Origin of the sequence: Pelomonas sp. V22, from assembly GCF_030014915.1 — a bacterium.
Taxonomy (GTDB): Bacteria; Pseudomonadota; Gammaproteobacteria; order Burkholderiales; family Burkholderiaceae_C; genus JAUASW01.
In genome coordinates, this window is sequence record NZ_JAGIXS010000008.1 from 289002 (window position 1) to 314779 (window position 25778).

The 25778-nt window shown below is 68.4% G+C and carries 20 protein-coding genes and 1 pseudogene; 15 read left to right on the forward strand and 6 right to left on the reverse strand.

What is annotated here, in order from left to right:
- Positions 1–3 precede the first annotated feature (3 nt).
- Both J7U46_RS22250 and J7U46_RS22255 read left to right on the forward strand, forming a co-directional pair.
- Complete coding sequence (locus J7U46_RS22250; protein ID WP_282829431.1) at positions 4–1056, forward strand: 2-oxoacid:ferredoxin oxidoreductase subunit beta; 1053 nt, start codon at positions 4–6, stop codon at positions 1054–1056.
- A 73-nt stretch (positions 1057–1129) separates the two neighbouring features.
- The gene (locus tag J7U46_RS22255; protein WP_282829432.1) at positions 1130–3208 is read left to right on the forward strand and encodes a M13 family metallopeptidase; all 2079 of its coding nucleotides are present in this window, start codon (positions 1130–1132) and stop codon (positions 3206–3208) included.
- A gap of 30 nt (positions 3209–3238) precedes the next feature.
- On the opposite strand, the gene J7U46_RS22260 is transcribed toward J7U46_RS22255, so the two are convergent.
- The gene (locus J7U46_RS22260; protein ID WP_282829433.1) at positions 3239–3847 is read right to left on the reverse strand and encodes a protein phosphatase CheZ; all 609 of its coding nucleotides are present in this window, start codon (positions 3845–3847) and stop codon (positions 3239–3241) included.
- A gap of 257 nt (positions 3848–4104) precedes the next feature.
- Between J7U46_RS22260 and J7U46_RS22265 the strand changes: the two genes are divergently transcribed.
- On the forward strand, positions 4105–5223 hold the full coding sequence (locus tag J7U46_RS22265; RefSeq protein WP_282829434.1) for an ABC transporter substrate-binding protein: 1119 nt from the start codon (positions 4105–4107) through the stop codon (positions 5221–5223).
- A 12-nt stretch (positions 5224–5235) separates the two neighbouring features.
- Here the strand turns inward: J7U46_RS22265 and pstS are convergent, their stop codons facing one another.
- Together pstS and J7U46_RS22275 are read right to left on the reverse strand one after the other, a co-directional pair.
- Positions 5236–6285: a phosphate ABC transporter substrate-binding protein PstS gene (gene pstS, locus J7U46_RS22270; RefSeq protein ID WP_282829436.1), complete on the reverse strand. Its 1050-nt coding sequence runs from the start codon at positions 6283–6285 to the stop codon at positions 5236–5238.
- Between the two features lie 137 nt (positions 6286–6422).
- Complete coding sequence (locus tag J7U46_RS22275; RefSeq protein WP_282829438.1) at positions 6423–7736, reverse strand: DUF4397 domain-containing protein; 1314 nt, start codon at positions 7734–7736, stop codon at positions 6423–6425.
- 239 nt (positions 7737–7975) lie between these two features.
- Here J7U46_RS22275 and J7U46_RS22280 point away from each other — a divergent pair, with 239 nt between their 5' ends.
- The 7 genes from J7U46_RS22280 to pcaG all read left to right on the forward strand — a co-directional run bounded on the left by J7U46_RS22280 (position 7976) and on the right by pcaG (position 15949).
- Entirely contained in the window at positions 7976–10030 is a 2055-nt protein-coding gene (locus J7U46_RS22280; RefSeq protein WP_282829439.1) for an NADPH-dependent 2,4-dienoyl-CoA reductase, read from the forward strand.
- Between the two features lie 195 nt (positions 10031–10225).
- On the forward strand, positions 10226–10891 hold the full coding sequence (locus J7U46_RS22285; protein WP_282829440.1) for a PEP-CTERM sorting domain-containing protein: 666 nt from the start codon (positions 10226–10228) through the stop codon (positions 10889–10891).
- Between the two features lie 303 nt (positions 10892–11194).
- Positions 11195–13489 carry an EAL domain-containing protein gene (locus J7U46_RS22290; RefSeq protein ID WP_282829441.1) on the forward strand — a complete coding sequence of 765 codons (2295 nt, stop codon included), beginning with the start codon at positions 11195–11197 and terminating at the stop codon, positions 13487–13489.
- 27 nt (positions 13490–13516) lie between these two features.
- Positions 13517–14203, forward strand: a complete 687-nt coding sequence (locus J7U46_RS22295; protein WP_282829442.1) for an ankyrin repeat domain-containing protein — start codon at positions 13517–13519, stop codon at positions 14201–14203.
- Between the two features lie 2 nt (positions 14204–14205).
- Positions 14206–14664 (forward strand): CYTH domain-containing protein, encoded by a 459-nt coding sequence (locus J7U46_RS22300; protein WP_282829443.1) that lies wholly within the window; start codon positions 14206–14208, stop codon positions 14662–14664.
- 44 nt (positions 14665–14708) lie between these two features.
- Positions 14709–15431, forward strand: coding sequence for a protocatechuate 3,4-dioxygenase subunit beta (gene pcaH, locus J7U46_RS22305; RefSeq protein WP_282829444.1), 723 nt, complete (start codon positions 14709–14711; stop codon positions 15429–15431).
- Entirely contained in the window at positions 15428–15949 is a 522-nt protein-coding gene (gene pcaG, locus J7U46_RS22310) for a protocatechuate 3,4-dioxygenase subunit alpha (RefSeq protein ID WP_282829445.1), read from the forward strand. The genes pcaH and pcaG overlap by 4 nt, the downstream gene beginning before the upstream one ends.
- 2 nt (positions 15950–15951) lie before the next feature.
- On the opposite strand, the gene J7U46_RS22315 is transcribed toward pcaG, so the two are convergent.
- Together J7U46_RS22315 and J7U46_RS22320 are read right to left on the reverse strand one after the other, a co-directional pair.
- Positions 15952–16179, reverse strand: a complete 228-nt coding sequence (locus J7U46_RS22315; protein ID WP_282829446.1) for a hypothetical protein — start codon at positions 16177–16179, stop codon at positions 15952–15954.
- Between the two features lie 138 nt (positions 16180–16317).
- Positions 16318–16806 carry an Lrp/AsnC ligand binding domain-containing protein gene (locus J7U46_RS22320; protein WP_282829447.1) on the reverse strand — a complete coding sequence of 163 codons (489 nt, stop codon included), beginning with the start codon at positions 16804–16806 and terminating at the stop codon, positions 16318–16320.
- A gap of 101 nt (positions 16807–16907) precedes the next feature.
- Between J7U46_RS22320 and J7U46_RS22325 the strand changes: the two are divergent.
- The 3 genes and pseudogenes from J7U46_RS22325 to J7U46_RS22335 all read left to right on the forward strand — a co-directional run.
- Positions 16908–19799 (forward strand): annotated as a pseudogene (locus J7U46_RS22325) (L-glutamate gamma-semialdehyde dehydrogenase); the annotation flags it as partial.
- A gap of 755 nt (positions 19800–20554) precedes the next feature.
- Positions 20555–21439, forward strand: coding sequence for a pyrroline-5-carboxylate reductase (gene proC / locus J7U46_RS22330; RefSeq protein WP_282829448.1), 885 nt, complete (start codon positions 20555–20557; stop codon positions 21437–21439).
- A gap of 41 nt (positions 21440–21480) precedes the next feature.
- Positions 21481–22035 (forward strand): chorismate lyase, encoded by a 555-nt coding sequence (locus J7U46_RS22335; protein WP_282829449.1) that lies wholly within the window; start codon positions 21481–21483, stop codon positions 22033–22035.
- A gap of 67 nt (positions 22036–22102) precedes the next feature.
- On the opposite strand, the gene J7U46_RS22340 is transcribed toward J7U46_RS22335, so the two are convergent.
- Positions 22103–23227: an integron integrase gene (locus J7U46_RS22340; protein WP_282829450.1), complete on the reverse strand. Its 1125-nt coding sequence runs from the start codon at positions 23225–23227 to the stop codon at positions 22103–22105.
- A gap of 459 nt (positions 23228–23686) precedes the next feature.
- Between J7U46_RS22340 and J7U46_RS22345 the strand changes: the two genes are divergently transcribed.
- Positions 23687–24118, forward strand: coding sequence for a hypothetical protein (locus J7U46_RS22345; RefSeq protein ID WP_282829451.1), 432 nt, complete (start codon positions 23687–23689; stop codon positions 24116–24118).
- A 1313-nt stretch (positions 24119–25431) separates the two neighbouring features.
- Complete coding sequence (locus J7U46_RS22350) at positions 25432–25713, forward strand: hypothetical protein (protein ID WP_282829453.1); 282 nt, start codon at positions 25432–25434, stop codon at positions 25711–25713.
- The last annotated feature ends 65 nt before the right edge of the window (positions 25714–25778 follow it).

A 25778-nucleotide genomic window follows, 5' to 3' on the forward strand; every position in this document is an offset into this window, starting at 1 on the left:
GCGATGACCTATCTCGCCAAACCCACGCTGCACCATCCCTCGCTGCAGAAGAACAAGGTCGGCTACACGCGTCGCGACTACGAAGGAAAGGTCTCGACGCTGTGCGCCGGCTGCGGCCATGACTCGGTCTCGGGCGCCATCGTCCAGGCCTGCTGGCAGCTGGACATCGCGCCGCACCGCGTGGCCAAGCTCTCGGGCATAGGTTGCTCCAGCAAGACGCCGGACTACTTCCTCGGCGCCAGCCACGGTTTCAACACCGTGCACGGCCGCATGCCCAGCGTGCTGACCGGGGCCAACCTGGCCAACCGCGAGCTGCTCTACCTCGGCATCTCAGGCGACGGCGATTCGGCCTCCATCGGCCTCGGCCAGTTTGCCCATGCGATGCGGCGCGGCGTGCGCATGGTCTACCTCGTCGAGAACAACGGCGTCTACGGCCTGACCAAGGGCCAGTTCAGCGCCACGGCCGACCGCGGCTCGGTGGCCAAGAAGGGCGCGACCAACAACGACGCCTCCATCGACCTGGTGGCGCTCGCGCTGCAGCTCGGCGCCACCTATGTGGCCCGCTCCTTCAGCGGCGACAAGGCCCAGCTCGTGCCCCTGATCGAGGGCGCGATCCGCCATGGCGGCGCCGCCTTCATCGACGTGATCAGCCCCTGCGTGGCCTTCAACAACCATGCCGGCAGCACGCGCTCCTACGACCATGTGCGCGAGCACAACGAGGCGCTGAACCGCATCGACTTCATTGACCTGGCGGCCGAGCAGAATGCGGCGGGCGACGAAGGCGAGATCCTCGTGCCCCAGCCTGATGGCTCGCAGATGCGCTTGCAAAGAGTGCTGGCCGACTACGACCCGACCGACCGCCTCGGCGCCATGAACCACCTGCAGGCCTTGCAGGCCGAGGGCGTGATCCCCACCGGCCTGCTCTACGTGGACCCGCAGGCGCGCGACCTGCACCAGGGCCTGAAGACCGTGGCCCGGCCGCTGAACCAGCTGGCCGAGGCCGACTTGTGCCCGGGGGCCGCGTTGTTGGACAAGATCAACGCGGGTTTGCGCTAGGGCCTGACGAACGGTGGTGGCGGTGGCCTGGCCGAGAATGGCCGGCTTGTACATACAAGTACCCGCCCAGCCCATGATCCAACGTTCCTCCGCCGCCTTGAGCCTGCTTGCGCTCGCGGCCACCCTGTGCTGCCAGCCCGCGAGCGCCCAGTCGTCTGCCACCGAAACCCCGCTCACCGCCCTGCCCTACACCCCGAGCCTGGACACCCAGGCCATGGACCGCTCGGTCGACCCCTGTGAGGACCTCTACCAGTTCGCGTGCGGCCACTGGAACAAGAACAACCCCATCCCCTCGGACCAGTCGCGCTGGTCGGTCTACGCCAAGATGGCCAACGAGAACCAGCGCTACCTCTGGGGCGTGCTGGACAAGCTCGCGCAGGGCGGCCCCGAGCGCACGGCCAACCAGGACAAGATGGGCGACTACTTCGGTGCCTGCATGAATGAAGACGCGGCCCGCGAACAAGGGTTGGCGCCGCTGCAGCCGCTGCTCAGCCGCATCGACGGCCTGGCCGACAAGCGCGAGCTGCCGGCCCTGCTGGCCGCGCTGCAGCTGGCCACCAACAACGAGCGCTTCTTCTTCCGCTTCTCCTCGGGCCAGGACTTCGCCGACGCCAGCCGCCAGATCGCCTTTGCCGTCGCTGGCGGTCTGAGCCTGCCCGACCGCGACTACTACCTCGGCAAGGACGCCAAGTCCGTCAAGCTGCGCAGCCAGTTTGAAGCCCATGTGGCCCGCCTGCTGGAACTCGGCGGTGCCACGCCTGCGGCGGCTCGTGCCGAAGCGAAGACGGTGCTGAAGATCGAAACCGCCCTCGCGCGCGCCTCGCTCAGCAAGGTCGACAAGCGCGATCCTTACAAGAGCTTCCACGTCGTCGATGCCCAGGGCCTGCAGGCGCTGACGCCGGGCTTTGACTGGGCGGCCTACCAGCAGGCGCTGGGCGCGCCGGCCGGCCTCACGCGCTTCAACGTCACCGAGCCCGCCTTCATGAAGGCTTTCGCCGCTCAGCTGAAGGCGCTGCCGCTGGCCCAGCTGAAGACCTATCTGCGCTGGCAGACCTTGTCCAGCCATGCGGCCCTGCTGTCGCCCGAGCTGGTGCAGGCCAATTTCGACTTCTTCGGCCAGACGCTCAATGGCGTGCCGCAACTCAAGGCCCGCTGGAAGCGCTGCGTCGAACTCGTCGATGTGCAGATGGGCGAGGCCCTGGGTCAGGAGTTCGTGGCCCGCAACTTCAGCCCGGCGCTGAAGGAAGCCACGCTGAAGATGACGACGCAGATCGAGACCGCGATGGCGGCCCGCATCGACAAGCTCGAATGGATGAGCCCGGCCACGCGAAAGCGCGCGCAGGAGAAGCTGCATGCCATCGTCAACAAGGTCGGCTACCCCGATCGCTGGCGCGACTACTCGGCGCTGCCGGTGGCGCGCGGCAGCTTCGTGGCCAATGTGCAGGCCGGCCATGGCTTCGAGCTGCGCCGCCAGCTGGCCAAGATCGGCCAGCCGCTGGATCGGGGCGAATGGGGCATGACACCGCAGACGGTGAATGCCTACTACGACGCGCAGATGAACGACATCAACTTCCCGGCCGGCGTGCTGCAGCCGCCGCTGTACGACGCCAAGCTGGACGACGCGCCCAACTACGGCAACACCGGCGGCACCATTGGCCACGAGCTGGTGCATGGCTTCGACGACGAGGGCCGGCAGTTCGATGCCCAGGGCAACCTGAAGGACTGGTGGGGCAAGAAGGACGGCGCTGCGTTTGAGAAGCGCGCCGCCTGCGTGGCCGACCAGTACGCCACGTACACCATCGTTGACGACATCAAGATCAACAGCAAGCTGACCTTGGGCGAGGACCTGGCCGACCTCGGCGGCCTGGTGCTGGCCTGGGCCGCCTGGCAGGCCCAGATCGCCGACATGAAGCCCGCCTCACGTGACGGACTGACGCCCGAGCAGCGCTTCTTCGTCGGCTATGCGCAGTGGGACTGCAATGACGCGCGGCCGGAGGCCCTGCGCGTCAAGGCCAAGACCGATCCGCATTCGCCCGGCCGCTACCGCATCAACGGCGTGGTGGTGAACATGGCCGAGTTCGAGCGCGCCTTCAATTGCAAGCCGGGCCAGAAGATGGTCAAGCCCGAGGCGCAGCGCTGCAAGGTCTGGTGAGCATGGGCGGCCGGGCCGCCCGGCGCCAACTCAGAACCCGAGGCTGGCCAGCAGGTCGTCCACGTCGTCCTGCTTGAGGGCCTTGTCCGGCACCTGCGGGCCGGCCAACTGCTCGACCTCGGGCGGATGCTCGGGGTCGGCCTTGGAGGTCTCGATGAGGATGGCCAGCAGCTGGGCCTCGGTGCGGGTGATGATGTCCACGACCTTCTTGATGACCTGGCCGGAGAGGTCCTGGTAAGTCTGGGTCATCATGATGTCGCTGAGCAGGGTGCTCTGGCCGTCGGCGAACCGGGCGGCGCGCTCGGCATAGTCGGCGCATTGCTTCAGCATGGCCCTGGCCATCAGCTCGCTCATCTCGCCCTCGGAGCGGCGGCGCAGTGTCTCCGCCAGCTCGCGCCCGCGGGCGGCCACGCTGTCGCATTCGGGCATGCCCTTCTCTACGGTTTCCAGCACCTTGTGAGCCGCATCCTCGGTCAGCTTGCCCACGTAGACCAGGCGGTCGCGGGCATCCGGGATCTCGCGCGTCACCTGCGTCAAGGTACGGTCATAGCCCAGCTCGCGCAGGGCCTCGTGAAGGGTGCGGGCCAGGTGGCCGAGCTGTTCAAAGGCAATGGGCTGGAGGGGCAAAGGGGTGCTCATGGCATTCGTCCTGGGACTGCGAGGGATCTGAACGCGGGAAGGCTGATTTTCTGCCGACCGGCTTGGAGAAGGCTGACGGCGGTCAAGTCTGCCACCTTCCAAGGGCCACCGGAACGCCCGCCGGCGTGAAGAAATTGGTGCGAAGGCTGGACCGCTCCAGGGGCTGAGGGGCCCCGATCAATCGTAGACTCGCCGCACTTGCCGCCTCTTCGGGTCGGTCGTTTGCCGCCCGGGCTGTCGCAAGTCGAAGGGCTCCCATGCGGTCCAGGCTGTCATTTGCCGCGCTCGTGCTCGCCATGGCCCTGCTGGGCCCGGCGTACACCTGGGCGGCCGCTTCAGCGGCCGAGATCCGCGTCGGCAGTTCGGCCGCGCTCAGCGGCCAGGCCGCCGGCCTCGGCCTGCGCTTCCATGCCGGCGCCGCCGCCTACTTTGCCCAACTGAATCATCAGGGCGGCATCGGTGGTGCGCGCGTGGTCGTCGACCTGCTCGACGATGCCTACGAATCCGACCGCGCCGACACCAACAGCCGCAAGCTGGTCGAGGACGAGCGTGTGCTGGCCCTGTTCGGCTATGTGGGCACGCCCACCAGCAATATGGCCCTGCCCTATGTGCGGCGCTGGAAGATCCCCTTTGTCGGCGCCTACACCGGGGCCGAGATGCTGCGCGAGCCCTACAACCCGCTGGTGTTCAATGTGCGGGCCAGCTACAAGGAAGAGGCCCAGCAACTGGCCGTGGCCATGAAGGCTGCCGGCGTGCGCACGCTCAACGTCTTCTACCAGGCCGACCTGTTCGGCCGGGCCGGCCTCGAGGCCATGCGCGCGGCGGCGGCGGCGGCGGGCATCCGCATCCTGACCACGGCCACGGTCAAGCGCAACACGGCGGCGGTGGATGCCGAGGCGGCATCGCTTACGCAGAGCACGCCTGCCGATGCGATCTACCTGGTGAGCACCTATGCCACGACGGCGGCCTTCGTGCGCAGCGCGCGGGCCAAGGGCTTTGGCGGGCGCTTCTACACGCTGTCGTTTGCCGGCCTGGAGCAGCTGCGCCAGGCCCTTGGCAAGGCGCAGTTCAAGGGCCTGACCATTGCCCAGGTCGTGCCCGATGCCGAGGACCGCAGCCTGCCCATCGTGGCCGAGTACCAGCAGGCCATGCGCGATGCGGGCGACAGGCATTTCGACTCGATCAGCCTCGAGGGCTACCTGGCAGCGCGCGTGCTCGCCGAAGGCCTGCGCCGGGCTCGCCATCCGCTCAGCCGCGAGAGCCTCGAGCAGGGCCTGGAGGCCATAGGCAGTCTGGACCTCGGCGGCTACCGCGTGCATTTCGGGCCGGGGCTGCGCAATGGCTCCAGCCTGGTGGAGCTGCGCGCTCAGCCCTGAGCCAGGTCTGTTTCAGAGCGCCAGGTAGGCGATGGGCGCGCCGTCCTGCGCCTTGACCTCGGCCAGCCGCGCCGCCAGCTTGGACTGGATGCGCACCGGCAGCGGCGCAAAGCCGGTGCCGCGCGTCAGCTCATCGCCATGCAGGAAGCACCAGTAGAGGAAGCGCATGGGCGCCACGGCGGCAGCGGCACGCGGTGGGCGGGCATCGATCAGGGCGAAGCTGGTCAGCGTCAAAGGCCAGCTGTCGGCGCCGGGCCGGTCCAGCAGGCTGGCGCGGTCGTCGCCCTTGGACTGCAGCTCGCTGTGGCGGATGGCGGCCATGAAGCCGGCCTCGGAGGCGCTGACCCAGCGGCCCTCGCGGTTGCGCAGCTGCACGCTGCTCAAGGCGTCGCGGGCCACCCGGTCGTAGCTGACATAGGCAATGGCGCCCTCGGTGGCCTTCAGCAGGGCGCTCACGCCATCATTGCCCTGCGCCGCCAGCACCTCGCCCGGCCAGGCCGGCAACTGGCTCGCGCCAATCTCGCTGGCAAAGCGCGGCGACACCGCCGCCAGGTAGCGGCTGAAACCCTCGGTCGTGCCCGACTTGTCGGACCGCACCACCCGCTTGATGCGCAACGCCGGCAGGGCGAGGCCGGGGTTGAGGGCGGCGATGCGGGCGTCGTTCCACTGCGTCAGCTCGCCGCGCATGATGTCGGCCAGCAGCTCGCCGGTGAGCCGCAGCCGGCCGCTCGGCACGCCTGAGAGACGCACCACCGGCACCACGCCGCCCACCAGCATCGGAATCTGCAGCAGCTGGCGCTTGGCCAGTTCCTCCGGGCTCAGCGGCGAATCGGAGCCGCCGATCTGCACCTGGCGGGCACTGATGCGCTTGATGCCGTCACCCGAGCCGGTGGCCTGGTAGCTGACCTGCACGCCGGCCGCCCGGGTGTAGGACTCGGCCCAGCGCAGATAGACCTGCGACGGGAAGGAGGCGCCGGCAGCCTGGACCTGGGCCAAGCTGGGCAGGCTGGCCGTGGTCAGCAGGCCGGTGGCGACTAGGCATCTCAGGGCGGAGCGGAACATGGGCGCGCGGGATCGGTGGCAGGACCCGCGATGCTAGGCAGCCCATGTGACAGGCGATCACGACCCGAAGCGCAAAGAGCCATGAAAAAAGCCCCGGGCTCCAGGAGCGCGGGGCTTGGCAGGCGAGGGGCCTGGTCTTAGGTGCGATCGCGTCGCAGGATGCCTTGCGGGGCGTTGGCGCCGCCACCCAGCACGAAGACCGTGTAGACGGTGCCTTGCAGCACGGTCAGGCCGGTTTCCTTGTACAGCGGCGTTGCCGACAGCGGCGAGGACACCGACAGCTGCGAGCTGCTGCTGGCTGCCACGTTCAGCACGCTGGAGGCCGTGCCCGGCAGCACGTTGTTGGCGATGGCGCTGAAGTCCAGCGTCAGCGTCAGGCCGGCGCCGGCGGTGGCCAGGCCGTTGATCAGGCGCATCTTGGAGGTGCCGGCGGTCGTGGGCAGGCGGTTGTCGTCGCTCAGCACAGTCAGCTGCGGCGCGGTGGCGTCGCCGTACACCATCAGCGTGTAGTCGCCGCCAGCGGCCAGGTTCACATTGGCAACCGGCATGGCAACGCCATTGACGGTGATGTTGACGCCGTTGTTGCCGGCCGTCAGGGCCACGTAGTCACCGATCTGCGGAGCGGCCGTGCCGACTTGCAGCAGCGTCTTGCCACCGGTCGTGGCGCTGACCGTCGGGAAGACGTTGGCGACATTGCTGGCGACTGCAGCCACGACGCGGGCTCGCGCGCTGGTCGCGGCGTAGTTGGTCGGGGTGCCTTGCTGCTGCATGAAGATGCCGTTGACCAGCACGCCGCCTTGCGTCGGGGTGATGATCAGGCTGTGCACCTTCAGGGCTTCGAGCGAGATGGACGGGATGTCCAGCAGGATCTTGGTGCGGTCGCCGGCGGCGGTGACGCGGGCGCGGAATGTGCCGCTGTTCAGGCCGACGTAGCCGCTGCTGGAGCCACCATTGACCGCGCTGGCGGTCGGGGAGGCGTTGTCCAGCGTGTCGGTGGCACCGGTCAGGTAGAGGTCCACGGCGCCGGCGTCGGCGGCCAGGTTCAGCACCAGCAGCTTGGAGGTGCCGGCCGTCGTCGGGGCGGCTTCTTCTTCCTGCAGCAGGGTGGTGCGCAGAGCGCCCGACCAGCCGTAGGCGATCACGCTGTAGTGGCTGCCGCCGGTCAGGGTGGGGGTGATGGACGCCAGCGTGGTGCCAGTGCCGTTGGCCTGGACCTGGCTGGCCGTGGCGCCGGTGTCGACGCCCGAATAGGTGCCAGCGTTCGCGTAGGCGATGCCGGTGCTGGCCTTGGTGGTTCCGATGGTCAGGTCCAGCGAGCTATAGCCCACGCTGGCGTTGACCAAGCGCATCTGCGCACTGCCGCTGCCGCTGCCACCACCACCGCCACCGCAGGCGGTCAGCAGCATGCTGCCGATAAGGGCCACCGAGGTGGCCAGACTTCCAAAGCGCATCGCACTCTCTCCTGAAAATAGGTTCCCGATTGGACGGGGCCGCCATTGCTGGGCCGCGTCGCAACTTGTCGGACTGTAAAGCATAGAGCGCTACCCCCAGTTTCCGCGCCCAGCCCACTGCTAGCATGCCTCGCGATTCCATGGTGCCCCCAAGCCTGGCACGGCGTGCCAGTCGCCCCCCCGAGGGGGAGCAAGAAAGCTCGGGAGCGGCCCAGCGTTTTCTTTATAGGAAGTCCGTCATGCCCTACCCCCATTTGCTCCAGCCGCTGGACCTCGGTTTCACCACCCTGAAGAACCGGGTGCTGATGGGCAGCATGCACACCGGGCTGGAAGACGGGCGCAAGCACTTCGAGCGCATGGCGGCCTTTTTTGCCGAGCGCGCCCGGGGCGAGGTGGGCCTGATCGTGACCGGCGGCTTCGCGCCCAACATCGAGGGCTGGGCCAAGCCCTTCGCCGGCACGCTGGCCACCTCGGGCGCGGCGCGGCGTCACAAGCTCATCACCGACGCGGTCCATGCCGAGGGCGGCAAGATCGCGCTGCAGATCCTGCACACGGGCCGCTACGGCTACCACCCGTTCTGCGTTGCGCCCTCGCGCATCCAGTCGCCGATCTCGCCGTTCACGCCGCGTGAGCTCTCCGAGCGCGGCATCGAGCGCCAGATCCGCGCCTTCGTCCGCTGCGCCAAGCTGGCCCGCGAGGCCGGCTACGACGGCGTGGAGGTGATGGGCTCCGAAGGCTATTTCATCAACCAGTTCCTGGTGACCCACACCAACCAGCGCCAGGACCGCTGGGGCGGCTCCTATGAGAACCGCATGCGCCTGCCGCTGGAAATCCTGGCGCGCATGCGCGAGGCCGTGGGGCCGGACTTCATCATCATCTACCGCCTCTCGATGCTGGACCTGCTGCCCGACGGCAGCAGCTGGGACGAGGTGCTGGAGCTGGCCCGCCGCGTGGCGCGGGGCGGGGCGACCATCATCAACACAGGCATTGGCTGGCACGAGGCGCGGGTGCCGACCATCGCCACCTCGGTGCCGCGCGCCGGCTTCGCCTGGGTCACCCAGAAGCTGCGCACGGCGCTGCGGGCCGAGGGCATCACCACGCCGCTGATCACCAGCAACCGCATCAACATGCCCGAGGTGGCCGAGAACGTGCTCGCCGAAGGCGCGGCCGACATGGTCAGCATGGCCCGGCCCTTCCTCGCCGACCCGGACTTCGTCAGGAAGGCCCGCGAGAACCGGGCCGACGAGATCAACACCTGCATCGCCTGCAACCAGGCCTGCCTGGACCACACCTTTGCGCAAAAGATCTCGACCTGCCTGGTCAACCCGCGTGCGGCCTATGAGCGCGAGCTGGCCATCGTGCCTATCGCTGCCACCGCTACGGCGCGCAAGAAGATTGCCGTGGTCGGCGCCGGCCCGGCCGGCCTCGCGGCTTCCACGCTGCTGGCCGAGCGCGGCCACGAAGTGCATCTGTTCGACTCGGCGGCCGAGATCGGCGGCCAGTTCAACCTGGCGCGGCGCATTCCCGGCAAGGAGGAGTTCAGCGAGACGCTGCGCTACTTCGGCCGCCGCATCGAGCTGACGGGCGTGCAGCTGCAGCTGAACCGCCGTGTCGGTGTCGAGGACCTGAAGGGCTTCGACGAGGTGCTGCTCGCCACCGGCGTGAGCCCGCGCAACCCGCGCATTCCGGGCCAGGACGAGCATCCCGACCTGGTGCTGAGTTACATCGACGTGCTGCTCAAGCGCAAGCCGGTGGGCCACCGCGTGGCCATCGTCGGTGCCGGCGGCATCGGCTTCGACGTGGCCGAGTTTCTGGCCGACGAGGGGCATACGCTGGCCCTGGACCCGGCGGCCTGGCGGCGCGAATGGGGCGTGGCCGACCCGGCCGAGGTGCGCGGCGGCGTGGTGCGTCCGGCGCCCAGCGACCCGGTGCGCCAGATCACGCTGCTGCAGCGCAAGAGCGGCAAGCTCGGCGCCGGCCTCGGCAAGACCACCGGCTGGATCCACCGAGCCGCGCTGAAGATGAAGCGCGTGGAGATGCTGGGCGGCGTCAACTACGAGCGCATCACGGCCGAGGGCCTGTGGGTCAGCCAGGGCGAGCAGCGCCGTGACCTGGAGCTGATCCCGGCCGACAGCATCGTGCTGTGCGCCGGCCAGGAGCCGCTGCGCGAGCTGGAGGCGCCGCTGCGTGCAGCCGGGCTGCGCGTGCACCTGATAGGCGGCGCGCTGGAAGCCGGCGAGCTGGACGCCAAACGCGCCATCCTGCAGGGCAGCAAGCTGGCCTTGGCGCTCTGAACAGCCTGTCGGCGTGCTTTACAAAGCGCGAGCCGCCTGATTCATACGGGCGAATGACGCGCACCTGTGCGGCGTGACTTTTCACAGGGTGGAAATCTGCTGCCGCGGCCGCAGGAGCAGGGGTTGGCATGGTTCTGGCTACTGGCTGTGTCATGGCCCCGCCGGGTGGCGGGGCAATACCTCCAAGGAGACACCATGCAAATCAAAAAACTGTTCACCGCAGCCTCGATGGCTTTCGCGTTGGGCCTTTGCGGCGTTGCCCAGGCCGACGTGATCAACTTCACCGGCGGCACGGCCACCGACGTGGGCGCCGGCACCCATGTCACGTCGAACTCCAGTTCGTTCAGCAACATCGTCAAGTACGAGCAACTGGGCTACCGCGTCGAGTTCATCGGCGGCACCGGCTACATCGGCAATTACTACGGCGCCGGCAATGACGTGATCCACGGGCACTGGGACACGGGTGACTACGGCACGCTGACCCGCATCAAGTTCAGCCGCATCGACGGCGCTGCGTTTGATCTGAACTACTTCCTGCTCACCTCCAACACCGACACCGGTGGCGGCGCCGCTTCGGGCAACGAGCGCGCCTTCATCCACGCCTCGTCGGATGGCGTCACCGATGATTACAGCCAGCTGCTGCCGGTCGAGAACTGGGGCTTCCCGGCGACCGCGGTCATGCTCGGCTCGCAGTTCGACAGCGTCAAGGCTTTCTGGTTCGACGTCGAGAATGCCGTGGACTGCTTTGGCATGGACATGTTCTACATCAACGAGGCTGCACCGGGCGTGCCGGAGCCGGCCTCGCTGGCCCTGGTGGCTCTGGCGCTGGCCGGTGTGGGCGTGAGCCGCCGCCGCCGCTGAAAGCAGGGCATTGCCCGGGCGTTTATCGCCCAGGCCTCCTTGAAGGCACCGCTTGCGGTGCCTTTTCCTTTTTGTGCGCCCCGGCCGGGCTCAAGCCGGCGCTCACGCTTTGCAGCAAACCGTGAGCAATTGCGGACTTGCACTGTGGCGCCTAGTGGCCAACCCTGAGCCTGGACAGGGGGGCCGCACCCACACTTCCGACCGGTCGTCAAAACAAAGAGGGACACCCCGCCGTACCAGGGTGTTGACCAACTATCGCCTCCGTCTCATCAGGACGGTGGCGCCGACAAAGGTTCGGAAGCGATGAACTTGAGCAAGAGTCACCCAGGCCGTGCGGCCCAGCTGTGCTGGCTGGCCGTGGTGCCGGCCTGCGGGCAGGCGCGCGCCCTTGTTGAAACGGGTGGGCCGGCCGCGCTGCTGGGCCGTCCCGACCTGTGGCTGCTGGCGTTCGCGCTGCTGGGCGTGCTGGGCATGGGCCTGGGCCTCGGCCTGCTGCGCGGCCAGCGCCTGCGCCTGAAGGCCCGCCGCGACGCCCTGCGCCGCGTGCGCAGCGAGCGCACCCGCCTGGCGGCGCTGCTGAACGCCATCCCCGATCCGGTCTTCTTCAAGGACGCGGACGATGCCTATGACGGCAGCAATCCCGCCTTCGTCCGCCTGACCGGTCTCTCCGAGGCCGAGCTGCAGGGCCGCACCGACGAACAACTGCCGATCCAGCCGGGCTGGACCCGCGCCATGCCGGGCAGCCATGGCAGCGTGCAGCGCGCGCTCAGCTGGGTCGAGCGCCCCGATGGCAGCCGCGCCTGCCTGGATGTGCTGCAGGCGCCGGTGTTCGACGAGAACGAGTACCTGGGCCAGGTCGGCGTCGCCCGTGACGTGACCGTGCAGCAGGAAGCGATGGAGAGCGCCCGCCGCGCGGCCACCGTGTTCGAGCATTGCGGCGAGGGCATCCTCGTGATGGATGCCGAGCTCAGCGTGATCGACCTGAACCCGGCCGCCTGCCGCATCAGCGGCCGTGTCCGCGAGCAGTTGCTCGGTCGCACGCCCGAGATGCTGCGCGCCATCGCGCTGGACGCCGAGCTGCAGGAAGAGCTGTGGAGCAAGGTCGACACCGAGGGCAAGTGGAGTGGCGAGCTGCTGGACCGCCGCCAGGACGGCCTCAGCGTGCCGCTGTGGGCTACCCTCGTGAAGGTGCCTGCAAGCCAGACCACCCCGGCGCAGTACCTGATGGTGCTGACCGACATCTCGCGCATCAAGGCGACCGAGGCCGAGCTGCTGCACCAGTCCCTGCACGACCGCCTGACCGGCCTGCCCAACCTGGCGCTGCTGCGCGACCGCATCGAGCGCCAGATCCACATTGCCCAGCGCGACCACACCAGCGTGGCCGTGCTCTACATCGACCTGGACGGCTTCCGCGAGGTCAACGACATCTCGGGCCACCGCGCCGGCGACGCCGTGCTGCGCGAGACGGCCGAGCGCTTCGTCAACGTCGTGCGGGCCAGCGACTCGGTGGCCCGCGTTGGCGCCGACGAATTCGTCATCGTGCTCTCCGGCCTCGTGGACGAGGAGACGGCCATGCGCCTCGGCGACCGCCTGATCCAATCCATGGGCGAGCCCATCCTGGTCGGCAGCCAGCGCTTCAACCTCGGTGCCAGCATAGGCCTGGCCTTGTTCCCCACCGATGGCGAGACGGTCGACTCGCTCCTGCGCAATGCCGAGGCGGCGATGTGCCGCGCCAAGGCCAATGCCCGCAACACCGTGCAGGGCTACCGACCCGAGCTGACCCGCATCGTCCAGCAGCGCTTCGAGCTGACCCATGCGCTGCGCCAGGCTAACGAGGCGGCGCAGTTCCGCCTCGAGTACCAGCCGCAGGTGCGCCTCTCGGATGGCGTGCTGATCGGTGCCGAGGCGCTCCTGCGCTGGCGTCACCCGACCCGCGGCCCGATCTCGCCGGCCGAGTTCATCCCGCTGGCCGAAGACACCGGCCTCATCATCCCCATCGGCCGCTGGGTGCTGGAGCAGGCCTGCGCACAGGCCGCTCGCTGGCAAGGCCAGCCGGGCAAGCCGCAGCAGGTGGCGGTCAACGTCTCGGCGCGCCAGATGCGCCAGAGCGACTTCGCCGACACCGTGGAGCAGATCCTGCGCGAGACCGGCTGCCCGCCGCAGGCGCTGGAACTCGAAGTGACCGAAAGCCTGCTGCTCGAAGATGCCGAAGGCGCCATCGAGCTGATGACGCGCCTGACCCAGCAGGGCGTGCGCGTGGCCATCGACGACTTCGGCACCGGCTACTCCTCGCTCAGCTACCTGAAGCGCATGCCGGTACAGACGCTGAAGATCGACCGCAGCTTCGTCTCGGAGCTGGGCAGCGATGCCAACGTGGCGGCGATTGCCCGCACCGTCATCGTGCTGGCCCGCAGCCTCAACCTGGACGTGCTGGCCGAGGGTGTGGAAACCGCCGAGCAGGCCGAATGGCTGCGCCGCGAGGGCTGTGACTGGGCGCAAGGCTGGTACTACGGCCGCCCGGCACCGGCCGAGGACTTCGTGGCGCCGACGGTGGACCTGCCGCGCTCCGAGGCGCGCCGCCGCCTGCATCTGGCCTGAGGGGCCAGGCGCGGCCACAATCGCGCCATGGACCCCGCCCGACTGCTGCAACGCATTGCCAACGGCCGCTGCGACCTGATCCTCGACCGGCTGGGCGATGGTGGCTCGCCGGACGCCCGGGTCGATGGCGCGAGCCTCCTGCAATGGGCCGCCTACTACGGCGACGTGACCGCGCTGCGTGTGCTGATGGAGCGGGGCCAGGCCTTGTCCGAGCTGGGCGACGACCTGGGCCTCAACGGCGCGGCCTTCCACGGCCATTGGCGGCTCGCCCAGTTCCTGCTGGAGCAGGGCGCGCAGGTGGACCATGCCGACCCTGACACCGGCGAGACCGCCCTGCACTCGGCCCTGTGCCATGAAGACCGAATCGGCCGCGACCGCGTGCTGCAAGTGCTGCTCGAGGCCGGCGCCGATGTGCGCGCGGCCACGCGGCCCGGTCAAGCCACCGGCGCCTTCATGCGCGATGCCCGCACCAAGGGCGAGACGGCGCTGCACCGGGCCGCCCTGGTCGGCACGCCACAAACCCTCCAGCTGCTGCTCGATGCTGGCGCCCATGTCGAGGCGCGCGATGCCCATGGCGACACGGCGCTGGCCTGGGCGAGCTGGGCGCGGCGCCCGGCGGCCGTCCTGCGCCTGCTCTGCTATGGCGAGCACCGCGTGCGACCCGACCATCCCGGCATGACCGAGCACCTCGCGGGTCAGCCGCTGAAATCCTGAACATGGCCATCGAGATCGAACGCAAATTCCTGGTGCAAGGTGAAGCCTGGCGGCAACCCGACGCCCGCCGCTACCGCCAGGGCTATCTGAACCGCGACCCGGCCCGCACGGTGCGCGTGCGCTGCGTGGGCGAGCAGGCTTGGCTGACCATCAAGGGCCGTTCGGTCGGCGCGAGCCGGGCCGAGTTCGAGTACGAGATCCCTTTCGCGGACGGCGAGCAACTGCTCGCGCTCTGCGAAGGCCCGCTGATCGACAAGTTCCGCCACCTGGTGCGCCATGCCGGCCTGCTCTGGGAAGTGGACGAGTTCCTCGGCGACAACGCCGGCCTCGTGGTGGCGGAGATCGAGCTGAGCGACGAGGCCCAGGCCTTCGGGCGCCCGCCCTGGCTGGGCGCCGAGGTGACCGAAGACCCGCGCTACTTCAACTCCAAACTGGCGGTGCATCCGTTCAAGGACTGGTAGTCCACCGCCTTGCTGCAGGCCACGCGGCTTGGCATGCTGGGCCCATGGACGAACCGCTGCCCTTGTTCCTGCCCCGCGATCCGCAGGCCCACCCGCCCGCGCTGGCGCCGGGCTACCGCTCCAGCCTCTTGCGCTCGCCCCGCCAGCCGCTGGTGCCGCTGGAGATCGCGCTGCCTGCGCCGCGCTTTCGCCGCGAGGACCTGGGCCCGCTCGACCACGACCTGATACGCAACAGCTCGCACGGCGGCCTGGCGCTCGGCGAACGGCTGATCGTCCATGGCTATGTGCGCGACGAGCAGGGGCGCCCGGTGCCGAATGCCTTGATCGAGGTCTGGCAGGCCAACGCCGGCGGCCGCTACCGCCATCCGCGCGACCAGTACCTGGCGCCGCTGGACCCGAACTTCGGCGGCTGCGGCCGCGTGATGACCGATGCCCAGGGCTACTACTTCATCCGCACCATCCGCCCCGGCGCCTACCCCTGGCCCAACCACCGCGCCGAATGGCGGCCGGCCCACATCCATTTCTCGCTGAACGGCGAAGGCTGGGCCCAGCGCCTGGTGACGCAGATGTACTTCGAGGGCGACCCGCTGATCGCGCGCTGCCCCATCGTCCACAGCATTGCCGATGAGGCGCAAGTGCGTGGCCTGATCGCCCAGGCCGACCCCGGTGCCGACGAGGCCATGGACAGCCGCGCCTACCGCTGGGATATCTGCTTGCGCGGCCGCCGGGCCACCTTGTTTGAAGCCGAGACGGGAGCGCAGCCATGAGCCGCGAGACCGCCTCGCAGACCGCTGGCCCTTTTGTCCACATCGGCCTGCTGCCCGAGGCGGCTGGCGGGGCCTCGCCCTTCGCCCGCGCCACCGCTGGGCCCAGGCTCTGGACCGATGACACGCCGGGTGCGCGCCTCGTGATCGAGGGCCAGGTGATCGACGGCGAGGGCCAGCCGCTCACCGACGTGCTGGTGGAACTCTGGCAGAGCGACGCTGCCTTCAGCGGCTGGGGCCGCAGCGCGACGGCCGCGGGCACCGGCCTCTATCGATTTGAGACCCTCGAGCCGCAAGCGGCCTTCGTCAGCCTCTTCATCCTGGCTCGCGGCATCAACCTCGGCCTGCATACGCGGCTCTACTTCGAGGACCGGCCTGCCGCCAACGCGGCCGACCCGGTGCTCCGCCGGCTGACGCCGGAACGCCGCGCCACGCTGCTTGCCCGGCCCCTGGCGCCCGGCCACTACCGTTTCGACATCCGGTTGCAGGGCGAGGGCGAGACGGTGTTCTTCGATCTCTGAGCTCAATGGGCCTGGGCGGTGGCCACGTCAAAGGCCAGCAGCCACAGCTCAAACTCCACGCCCTCGGGCGCATCGCTGACCTCCAGCCCCTGGCTCAGTTCGAACGAGGAATCGAACCAGCCGCAGCCCGCGCGGTCGCGCAAATCCTGGGGCTCGGCGATGACGGCTACCGGCGTGGCAAGGGCGGCGAGGGCGGTGGCAGGCGGCTGGCGACGGGCGGTGAAGAACATGGCGGCTCCTGGGTGCAAGGTGGGAATGGGGCGCATCGTCGGCGCGCAAGCCACCGCCTCCCATCACCACGAGGAGGCCCCCCCACCGGGGCGACCTCCCCCTTCCCCACCGATGGGGGAAGGCCTTGCACCAGGCCTTCAGATCGGCAAGGCCGTGGTGTTCTTGACCTCCTCCATCACCGCGTAAGTGCGAGTCTCCCGGACGCCGGGCAGCGTCCAGATCACGCTGCCTATGAACTCGCGGTAGTGGCCCATGTCGGCCACCCGCGTCTTCAGCAGGTAGTCGAAGCCGCCGGCCACCAGGTGGCATTCCAGGATCTCGGGCCGGGCCTGGACGGCGGCCTTGAAGTTGTCCATCACGTCCTGCACCGTGCGGTCCAGCAGGATCTCGATGAAGACCAGCATGGAGGCGCCGAGCTTGGCCGGGTTCAGCCGTGCCTCGTAGCCGAGGATGAAGCCGTCGCGGGTGAGGCGCTTGACCCGCTCCAGCACGGCCGTCGGCGAGAGGTGCACGCTTTCGGCCAGCTTCAGGTTGGAAATGCGCCCATCGGCCTGCAGCGCGCGCAGAATGCGGGCGTCGATCTTGTCCAGCCCGCGCTGGCCGTTGTCGTCGTCTGGGGTGCTCATGCTGGATTTTTGTCTGGTGGATCGGCAAGACTCGGAATTTAATTCATCCGAAGCGCTTTTAAAGTCCTGATCTTCGCTAGATCCTCCGCCTGGAGCCCATGATGACCAGCTTTGCCCTGCCGACCGAACGCGCCCGCCTGCCCTTCCCCTACCGGCCCGAGCGTCCGGTGGTCGAAGCCTTGGCAGCGCAGTTGCATGAACAGCTGGACTGGCCGGCCGTGATCCGCACCGCCACGCCCTGGGTCGAGCAGGTGCGTGCCAACCCGGCGCCCTTCTGGGCCATGGAATCGCTGCTGCGCGAGTACCCGATCACCAGCAGCGAGGGCCTGGCCCTGATGCGTCTGGCCGAAGCGCTCTTGCGCGTGCCGGACGCGCCCACCGCCATCGCGCTGACGGCCGACCAGCTCGGCCGTGCCGACTTCGACGGCAATTCCGAGGGCCCGCACAAGATGCTGGCCAGCCTCTCGGCCTCGGCGATTTCCTTGTCCAAGAAGTTTCTGCCGGAGGCCGAAAGCTCGGGCGGCCTCTTGACACGCCTCGGTGCGCAGACTGTGGTGGCCGCCACCGTGCGCGCCATCCAGCTGCTGGGCCGCCAGTTCGTGCTGGGCCGCAACATCCGTGAAGCGATGGGCGAGGCCGACTCGGCCCGCAAGCAGCAGGCCCAGCTGCGCTTCTCCTACGACATGCTGGGCGAAGGCGCCCGCACCGAGCATGATGCCGCCCGCTACCAGGCCAGCTACCTGGCCGCCATCGAGGCCATCGCCTCGGGCCGCAAGGCCGAGTCGCCCGAAGGTTCGGACGGCATCTCGATCAAGCTCAGCGCCCTGTTCTCGCGCTACGAGATCCTGCAGCGTGAGCGGGTCTATGCCGAGCTCTTGCCGCGCGTCTGGCAGCTGGTCGAGCGGGCCGCCAGCGCCAACATCAACCTGACCATCGATGCCGAGGAGGTGGACCGCCTCGAGCTCTCGCTGGAGCTGCTGGACTCAGTGGCCGAGCGCATTGCCGCCAGCTTCCCCAAGTGGCGCGGCTTCGGCCTCGCGGTGCAGGCCTACCAGACCCGCTCGCTGCAGGTGGTGCACGAGGTGGCCGCAATCGCCCGCAAGCATGGCCTGCGCTTCATGGTGCGCCTGGTCAAGGGCGCGTACTGGGACGGCGAGATCAAGCGTGCCCAGGAGCAGGGCTTGCCGGCCTACCCGGTGTTCACGCACAAGCAGCACACCGACGTGAGCTACCTGGCCTGCGCCCAAGCGCTGATCGCCCATGCCGACGTGATCTACCCGCAGTTCGCCAGCCACAACGCCGGCACCATCGCCGCCATCGTGCAGATGGCCCGCGCTGCCGGCGCCGAATTCGAGATGCAGCGACTGCACGGCATGGGTGAGGGCGTCTACCGCGAGGTGCTGAAGGACGGCACGATTCCCTGCCGCGTCTACGCCCCGGTCGGCGAGCACCGCGACCTGCTGGCCTACCTGGTTCGCCGCCTGCTGGAAAACGGCGCCAATTCCTCCTTCGTCCACCAGCTGGCCGATCCTCAGGTCCGCCCCGACGAGCTGCTGGCCTCGCCGCTGGAGCTGATCCAGAACGAGACCGCCCTGCCGCTGCCGGTGGACCTCTACCGCGACCGCCTGGGCCATGGCCGTGCCAACTCCACCGGCGCCGACCTCACCTGCCTGCAGCAGCGCGAGCCGCTGCTGAATGCGCTGGCCGAGGGTCAGGTCTTGCCGGTGGCCGAAGCCACGCCCGAGCAAGTGGCGGCCGCGATGCAGCTCTTGCAAGACGGCTTTGCCGGCTGGAACGGGAAGCCCGTGGCGGAACGCGCTGCGATCCTGCGCCGCGCGGCCGATGCGCTCGACGCGCGCCTGGCCGAGTTCTGTGCGCTGCTGGTGAAGGAGGCCTACAAGACGCAGGGCGACTGCATCGCCGAGGTGCGCGAGGCGGTGGACTTCCTGCGCTACTACGCGGACGAGGCAGAAAGCCATGGCGCTGCCATGCAAGGCCGTGGCGTCTTCGTTTGTATCAGCCCCTGGAACTTCCCGCTGGCGATCTTTGTCGGCCAGGTGGTGGCGGCCCTGGTGGCCGGCAACACCGTGGCGGCCAAGCCGGCCGAGCAGACGCCCTTCGTGGCGCTGAAGATGGTCGAGCTCCTGCACGCAGCGGGCGTGCCGGCCGATGCGCTGGTGCTCTTGCATGGCCCGGGCGAGACCGTCGGCGCCGGCCTTGTGGCCGCTGCGCAGACCGCTGGTGTCTGCTTCACCGGCTCTACACAAGTCGCGCAAATCATCAACCGCACGCTGTCCAAGAAGGACGGCGAGATCGTCCCCTTGATTGCCGAGACCGGCGGCATCAACGCCATGGTGGTGGACTCGACCGCGCTGCCCGAGCAGGTGGTTGACGCCGTGGTGCAAAGCGCCTTCCGCTCGGCCGGCCAGCGCTGCTCGGCGCTGCGCCTGCTGTGCGTGCACGAAAGCATTGCCGACAACCTGATCGAGATGCTCAAGGGCGCGGTGCAGGAGCTGTGGGTCGGCAACCCGGCCGAGCTGGCGACGGACGTGGGCCCGGTCATCGACGACGAGGCCTTCGAGAACATCAAGCAGCATGTGGCGCGCCTGAAGAAGGAAGCGAAGCTGATCGTCGAGGCGCGCGCGCACGACGCCGTGCCGCGCTTGGTGATGCCGGTGGCCTTCGAGCTGGCCAGCATCAAGGAGCTGGGCGCCGAGATCTTCGGCCCGGTGTTGCATGTGGTGCGCTGGGGGGGCGATGTGGACGCCGTGATCCAGGAGATCAATGCGCTGGGCTATGGCCTGACCCTGGGCATCCAGACCCGCATCGACAGCCGTGCCTTGCGACTGGCCGAGGCCGCCAAGATCGGCAATGTCTACGTGAACCGCAACATCATCGGCGCCGTGGTGGGCGTGCAGCCCTTCGGCGGCGAAGGCCTGAGCGGCACCGGCCCCAAGGCCGGCGGCCCGAACTACCTGTGGCGCTTCTGTGCACCGACCCAGGCAGCGCCTGCAGCCACGGCCACGGCCTTGGCCGACGGTGCCGCCAGCGCCGAGCTCGGCGCGCTGGCTCAGGCGCAGGCCGTCTGGAGTGACGTGGCCCTGGAAGCACGCGCCGCCTTGCTGGGTCGCACCGCCGATGCGCTGGGCGCCGCCGGCGAAGCCGCCGCGCTGCGCCGCCTGGCGCAAGACGCACCGGCCGTGCTGGCCAGTCGCGATCTGCCCGGCCCCACCGGCGAAAGCAATGAGCTGCGCCTGCACGGCCGGGGCGTGATCGCCGTGCTGGCAGCCGGTGCCAGCCCGGCCGAAATCGGCGCTGCGGTGGGCGCGGCCCTGGTGGCCGGCAACAGCGTGGCCCTGCTGGGCGCCGACGACGCCGAGGCCGCCCAAGGCCTGCGCAAGGCCTTGCAGCAGGCGGGCCTGCCGGGCGCGGCCCTGCAGCTCTTTGCCCTCGATGCCGAGCGCGCCCTGCTGCAATCGCCCCTGCTCGCCGGTGTCTGCGTGGCCGCGGCGAAGAGCGGCCAGCGCCGTGCCGTGCAGCGGGCCCTGTCCGAGCGCTCGGGCGCCATCCTGCCGCTGATCGGCGCCAGCGAAGCTGCCAACCCGCGCCAGCTCTACCGCTTTGCGGCCGAGCAGACGCTGACGATCAACACCGCGGCGGCCGGCGGCAATGCGGCGCTGCTGGCCGGCGTTCACTGACGGCGGGCGAGGCTGACGGCAGGCGGGCGGCGATTAGACTTCCGCCCATCATGAGCAGCAGCCCTCACCAGACTCCCGCGCCTTCGTCCGCCCCACGCCGCCGCATCGCCTTCATAGGCGGCGGCAACATGGCCAGTGCCCTCATCGGTGGCCTGCTGCGCAGCGGCCATGACGCGGCCAGCCTGGCTGTGGTCGAACCCTATGCGCCGCAACGCGACAAGCTGTGCCAGGATTTCCCTGGCGTCGCGGTCGTGGCGCAGGCGGACAGCAGGCTCGGCGAGGCCGACCTGGTCGTCTGGGCCGTCAAGCCGCAGATGTTCGGCGAAGCGGCGGCGCCGGTGCAGGCCTCGGAAGCTTCGCTGCACCTGTCGGTGATGGCCGGCATCCGCTGCGAGACCATCAGCCAAGCCACCGGCAGCGCGCGTGTGGTGCGCGCCATGCCCAACACACCGGCCTTGATCGGCCAGGGCATCGCCGGCCTGTTTGCCAGTGCGGCGGTCAGTGCGGCGGACCGGCAACTGGTCGAAGCCGTGCTGGCCCCCACCGGCCGCAGCCTCTGGGTGGCGGCAGAAGCCGACCTGGACGCGGTGACGGCGCTGTCGGGCTCGGGCCCGGCTTACTTCTTCTACATGGTCGAGGCCATGATGGCGGCTGGCGTCGAGCTCGGCCTGCCGGCCGAGCAGGCGCGCGAGCTGGCCCTGGCCACCTGCGGCGGCGCCGCGGCGCTGGGCCTGCAGTCTGGCGAGTCGCCCACGCTGCTGCGTGAGCGCGTCACCTCCAAGGGCGGCACCACCCATGCGGCCATCAGCAGCATGGAAGCCGAGGGCGTGGGCGCCGCGATCCAGCGCGCCGTGAAGGCGGCACAGCGCCGGGCCGTGGAGCTGGGCGATGAGTTCGGCGCGGCCGCTGGTGGCACCGCCGCCGGCCAGTCCTGAAGCTCGAAGCGAACCACGAAGCCACGAACGGAAGCGAGCGTATGGGCATTGCAAGCCGTGCCGGCCTGCGCGACTGGCTGCGCGCGCCGGGCTCGTTGAGCCGGCGCCTGGCGCGCCTGGGTCAGCGCTTCGAGGTGCAGGTGCTGAGCCAGCGCATCGCGCCGCTGCGCCAGCTGGAACGCCGCGCCCTGGGCCTGCCCCGGCGCGGCCTCAGCCTGGTGCGCGAGGTGATCCTGCGCGTCGACGGCCGGCCGTTGGTGTGGGCCCGCTCGGCCCTGCACCAGAGCGCCCTGGCCGGCCCCTGGCGCGCGCTCAAGGGCCTGGGCCACCGGCCGCTGGCCGATCTGCTGTATCACGACAAACGTGTCAGCCGCAGCGAACTGCAGCCGCGCCGGCTTTCGCGCTGCGGCCACACGCGCCGGCACATGCAGCGCCAGTGGCTGCAGGCCACCGGTCTGGAGGCGTCGGCGCAGATGCTGTGGTCCCGCAACTCGGTGTTCCGCCGCTGCGGCGCCGAGCTGCGGGTGATGGAGCTGTTCACACCGGAGCTGGAGCGGCACAGGCCGGGGAACCTGAGGCGGCGCAGGCAGCGGTGACGATGATGCGCGCGCCCTGTGTGTGTGGCCGCTGCGCGCGAGGGATGCGATTCGATGCGGCGCGTTGCTACATCTGGTCCAGCGGGCTGCGCACGCCGCGTCCGCCCCGGTTCAGCACATGGGTGTAGATCATCGTGGTCTTGACGTTGCTGTGGCCAAGCAACTCCTGCACCGTGCGGATGTCGTAGCCAGCCTGCAGCAGATGGGTGGCGAAGGAATGCCGCAGCACATGGGGCGAGCAGGGCTTGTCGATCTGCGCCCGGCGGGCCGCCAGCGAGATGTTGCGCTGCAGGGTCTGCTCCAGCAGATGGTGGCGGCGCACCTCGCCGCTGCGCGGATCGATAGAGCGCGAGGGGCTGGGGAACACCCACTGCCAGCCCCATGACAGGGCTGCCTGCGGCATCTTGACGGCCAGGGCATGCGGCAGGTGCACGGCGCCATAGCCTTCGCGCAGGTCGAGCGCGTGCAGGCTGCGGGCCGCCGCCAGTTGCTCCTGCAGCGGCAGCATCAGGTTTTCGGGCAGCACCGTCACCCGGTCTTTGCCGCCTTTGCCTTCGCGCACGATGACCTCGCGGCGCTCGAAATCGATGTCCTTGACGCGCAGCCGCAGGCCTTCCATCACCCGCATGCCGGTGCCATAGAGCAGCGAGGCGATGAGCCATGGCACGCCATTGAGCTCATGCAAGAGCGCACGCACTTCGCGCGGCGTCAGCACCACCGGCAGGCGGCGCTTCGTCTGCGCCGTGATCACCTCGCCCAGCCAGGGCAGGTCCAGCTGCAGCACCTGGCTGTAGAGATAGAGCAGCGCCGACTTGGCCTGGTTCTGCGTCGACGGTGCGACGTTGCGCTCGGTGGCCAAGTGCGTGAGAAAGGCGGCCACCTCGTCCGCCCCCAGCTCGCGCGGATGGCGCTTGTTGTTGAACAGGATGAAACGGCGTATCCAGTCCACATAGGCCTGTTCGGTTCGCAGCGAGTAGTGCCGCACGCGCAAGGACTCGCGGACCTGGTCCAGCAGGCGGGGCGGGCTTGCCGAGCTTGTGGCCGGCGCAGGACGCCGGATGTTGTTGTTGCTGCTGCTGTCGTCGTTGCCGTTGCCGTTGTCGTCTGGGGCAGAAGTGAGGTAGGGCGGACTGGCTGGTTCGGCAACGAAGCTTTCTATGTCGGTGTCGGCCACGACGGCGAAGCGCGGCATTTCATCCGCTTCGGTGGCCCACAGGCGCCGGTGAGATGCGTCGCTGGGGTTCTGTATAGGGTCTTGCTCGCGTTGGGGGGAATTACACGTTCGCGGAGTGTCTTTGCCGACAGCGCTTGTGCCGCTTTTCTGGCCAATCACGCCGAGCGCGTGCGCTCTGCTGGCCGTTGCAGCTCCCGGACCTGGATTCGACTTCGAGCAAGCCTCCGGAGCCCGATCTTCAGCTAGTTGCGCGCGCTTGCGCGGTTGCTGGACCAAAGCAGGCGCTAGCAGGGGTTCATGGCGATTGACGGCAGGTGTGTCCATACCCTGAAAATTAGGCGTTCCATCGCACCATTGAAATCCTCAGCAATGTGGAAAGACAGAGGAGCCCCCATGCCAGAATCGCCAACGCTTCGAATCCTTAGACCGCCCGGTACGTGTTTGGGTCGTATGGACAATTAACGTTAGGCGTTGAAAATGCAGCACCCCGAAGCAACCATTCTCTGGCTCCGCGACAGTGGAGGTCTCTTCCCTCACGCCCGCTTTTCGGGAGACACGGATATGACAACCGCGGGGTGGGGCTCGTTCAGCTCAACGAATCGTCGTGAAATCGTCCTTGCCGCCCTCACGCCAGTCGAATGGAATAGCGAGGAACGTGGCCTTAGTGCCGCGCTGAACCGCATTAGTGTCGCGCTCGGGAGAGACGACTTAAGGGCAATCCGAATCGCTCGCGTCGAACCCGGCGCGTCTGCAGCTGGCCTCTCCTTCCAGCAGTTCCGGAAGTCATACCGCCCCCCAACAGTCCTCTACACCAGCCTCGATTCAAACCGCGAGGCAGAGCTGGATTCGGAGCAGTCGTTGGAGGAATTTGTGATGAATGGTGGGGTGGTAACGAATGCCGACGCCTAACCAGTCGCTCGAGCCGACTCGCGTCGGCAAGCCGCCGCTCGCGGCTCAGCTTCAACGTTAGGCCCACCGTAAACCGGTGCCACATGCCAAGAGAAGTGCTCTTGCCGCTGACGCGTGAGTCGGGCGTCCACGCCAATGCACGAGTCGCGCTGTGCGGTGTGCGCGTGCAGCGGTTCCCTGCCAAGGCCGCTCTGGTGCGTGGCTGGGGTTGTCCCGCTCAGCGGCCGCGCGGACTTGGCCTCAAACTCCTTTCCTCGCCCGCCACGCAGTTCAACCCATGAGTTCCACCACCGCGTCCGCCACGTCTCGCATGGGCCGCCTGTCCACAGGCAGGCGGCGCGCCGTTGTGCGTTCGCCGTCAAACTCGTCTTGCATGTCGGCGAGTCTGGTCACGGCCCTAGCGGTCTGGCCTAACCCGTCGCTCCAGCTGACAGCCTACGGCTGCAGCTGAGCTTCAAACGTTGGGCCTGCCACACCAGCACCACATGCGAAGGCTGAGTCCGCGCCGCTTACGCGTGAGCTCGGCGTCAGCGCAAATGCACGAGCCTGCGCAAGGCGCTGCTCTGGTGGCTCGGCCACCTGCAACGTCGGGCGTGGTGCGTGGCTGGGGTTGGCCCGAGCATCGGGTCGGCCTTGCAGGCGCGAAACTTGGTTCTCGCTAGCCACGCACTGCAATCCATGAGTTGCGCCACCGCGTCCGCCAGGTCTCTCATTGGCCGCCTGTCCACAGGCAGGCGGCTCACCTCTGGTCATGCGCCATCAAACCCGACTTGCATGCCGTCTGTTCTGGTGGCGGCTCAAAGGGCATGGCCCAACCCGTCAGTCGAGCGGACAGCCTTCGGCTGCCGCTCACTTTCACGTTAGGCATCTAGATCGATATGGAACCATTCAATCCGACTGCGCCGCAGGTCCTCGTTTCATTTGGAGTTCTGGCCGCAGTTTCTGTAGCGACTGCTGCCTTTCTTTGGCTCAACCGGGACGGAGCGTTGAAGCGCACGCTTTTTCCGTACATCGCGGCTGCACACGGAGTGCTATTCCTGTTCGTTTTTTTGGCCGCAGGGCTACCACTCGAAAACCTATTCAGCTTTGCTCCGCTAGTCGCAATTGGGGTTTGGCTAAACGTCAGAGCGTTCAAGTTCTGCCTCGCGTGCGGCACCACGGTGCGGGGCGGAGCATTCTTTTCGCGGCCAAAGTTCTGTCCGAAATGCGGCGAGGGGCTTGGCAAGTGAAGGCGCTGCCTAACCAGTCGCTCGAGCCGACTCGCGTCGGCAAGCCGCCGCTCGCGGCTCAGCTTCAACGTTAGGCACCAGAGAATGAGTTCTGCCGACAAAGCTCCTGAGACGTTGTTGAGGGTCCTTCGTGACTACCTCCATGTGGAGTGGTACGAGCTCGACGAGCTGAAGGCTGATGTGAAGCCAGATGAATGGATGCGTCGTAATGCCTCATTTAAAGCCGAGCTCCAGAATTCATTGCATGGCCCCTTCCCCTTTGTGTCTGCCGTCAATGCAGAGACAGGGCATGAGTTTCAGAGTGAGGCAGAGCTCGTAACCTGGCTCAAAGATCTGAGGCAATCTCTTTACGGAGAGTCGCAATGAACAGCTGCATTGCCGTCCTCGTGGGGCTGGTGCCTAACCAGTCGCTCGAGCCGACTCGCGTCGGC